1 protein-coding gene and 1 pseudogene are annotated in these 2,281 nt (G+C 66.5%); both read right to left on the reverse strand.

Translation table 11 applies throughout. The features are described 5' to 3' along the window. Positions 1 to 402 (reverse strand): XdhC family protein (locus tag JCM25156_RS14160; protein ID WP_025813594.1); only part of this gene is annotated, 402 nt, incomplete at its 3' end. A gap of 4 nt (positions 403 to 406) precedes the next feature. Beyond that, positions 407 to 2,281, reverse strand: a pseudogene (gene xdhB, locus JCM25156_RS24685) (xanthine dehydrogenase molybdopterin binding subunit); the annotation flags it as partial.

Genomic DNA, 2,281 nt, shown 5'->3' on the forward strand with positions numbered 1-2,281 from the left:
CGCCAGCGCCCGGCCCACATGCCCCGCGCCGAACAGCAGCAGCAGCGGCTGCGCCATCCGCTGGCGTTCCAGCCCGGCCATGATCCGGTCCAGTTCCGCCGCGTCGGGCAGGTCGAACGTCAGTACGATCTCCCCCCCGCAGCACTGCCCCGAACTGCCGCCCAGGCTTATGCGCAGGTCAACCGGCCCACCGCCGCTGGCCAGCAGTTCACGGGCGCGGTGAATCCCGTTCCATTCCAGTTCCCCCCCACCGATCGTACCGGACAGCGCCGTGGGCGTGACCAGCATGAACGTGCCCGCCTCCCGCGGGGTGGAGCCGCGCGCGGCCGACACGCTGATCCGGGCGATGGGCTGGCCTTCGTGCCGCCATCGCGCCAGATCCGCGCGCAATGTCATGCTCATGGCCTCAGGTGGAAGGCGCGTTGCCGTGGCGTATGCGCTCGACCGTGCGCAGGATCATCTCCGGCGTGGCGGGCGCATCGAGCCGGGGGCAGGTGCGGTAGCCATCAAGACTGGCCAGCGCATCCGATATCGCCATGAAGACCGAAACCCCATGCACGAAAGGCGGCTCCCCCACGGCCTTGGAGCGGAAGATGGTCTGCTCCCGGTTGGGCGCGTTTTCCAGCAGGTTTACGTTGAAGATACGCGGCCGGTCCGAACAGGCGGGAATTTTATAGGTGCTGGGCGCATGCGTGCGCAGGCGGCCCGCCCTGTCCCACACCAGTTCCTCGCATGTCAGCCATCCCGCGCCCTGCACGAAGCCCCCTTCGACCTGGCCGATGTCCAGCGCCGGGTTAAGGGACTGCCCCGCATCGTGCAGAATATCGACACGGTCGATCTTCGTCTCGCCCGTCAGCAGGTCGATCACCACCTCCGAACACGACGCGCCATAGGCGAAGTAGTAAAACGGCCGCCCCTGCCCCGTCTCACCGTTCCATGAGATTTTCGGGGTCTTGTAAAACCCGTTGGCCGACAGGGACACACGCGCGAAATAGGCCTGCCGGGTCAGGTGCGAAAAGGGAATGACCTTCTCCCCCAGATGCACCCCGTCGGGCAGGAAGCGCACCGCGTCTTCCCCCACGTTCCAGTGGGCGGCGGCGAAGGCGACCAGCCTGCGCTTGATGCGGCGCACCGCGTCCAGCACCGCCATGCCATTCAGATCTGCCCCGGAGGAGGCCGCGGTGGCCGATGTATTGGGCACCTTGCCCGTGGTGGTGGCGGTAATGCGCACCTGATCCGTGCTCAGCCCGAATTCGCGCATGGCCACCTGCACCATCTTGGTGTGCAGGCCCTGCCCCATTTCGGTGCCGCCGTGGTTCACCTGCACCGAGCCATCGGTATAGACATGCACCAGCGCACCGGCCTGATTGTAATGGGTGGCGGTAAACGAAATGCCGAATTTGACCGGTGTCAGGGCGATGCCCCGGCGCAGGTACGGGCTGCTGGCGTTGAACGCGCGGATCGCGTCGCGCCGCCGGGCGTAATCGCAACGCCGGGCAAGCTGGGGCACCAGTTCGGCGCTGATCGAGTCCTCGACCACCATGTTGTAGGGCGTGACGTTGCGGTCAAGCGTGCCGTACACATTGCGCAGGCGCACTTCCAGCGGGTCAAGCCCGGTGGCGAAGGCGATTTCATCGATCACGCGCTCGGCCGCGACAACACCCTGCGGCCCGCCAAAACCACGATAGGCGGTATTGGACTGCGTATTGGTGCGCAGCGGTTCGGAGCGCAGGCGCACATCGGGGTAGAAATAGGCGTTGTCGGCATGGAACAGGGCGCGGTCGATAACCGGGCCGGACAGGTCGGCCGACCAGCCGCAGCGCGCGGCCAGCACCATGTCCACCGCCACGATCCGGCCTTCATCGGTAAAGCGACATCGTAATCGATCACGAAATCATGCCGCTTGCCGGTCATGGTCATGTCGTCGTCACGGTCAAGGCGCATCTTGGCGGGCCGCCCGGTCAGGTCGGCCACCAGCGCCGCAAGGCAGGCGCAGGTATTGGCCTGCGTCTCCTTGCCGCCAAAACCGCCGCCCATGCGCCGGATCTCGGTGGTGACGAGGTTGGCCGGGCGGTCCAGCACGTGCGCGATCATGTGCTGGGTCTCGGTCGGGTGCTGGGTGGAGGAAATGACATGCACCTCCCCCTCCTCCCCCGGTCGGGCGAAGGCGATCTGCCCTTCAAGGTAGAAATGTTCCTGCCCGCCAACCGTAATCCGGCCCGAAAGCCGGCGCGGGGCGTGTTCCAGGGCGCCCACCGCGTCGCCGCGCTTCATTTCCATC

The sequence above is a fragment of the Komagataeibacter kakiaceti JCM 25156 genome, from assembly GCF_000613305.1.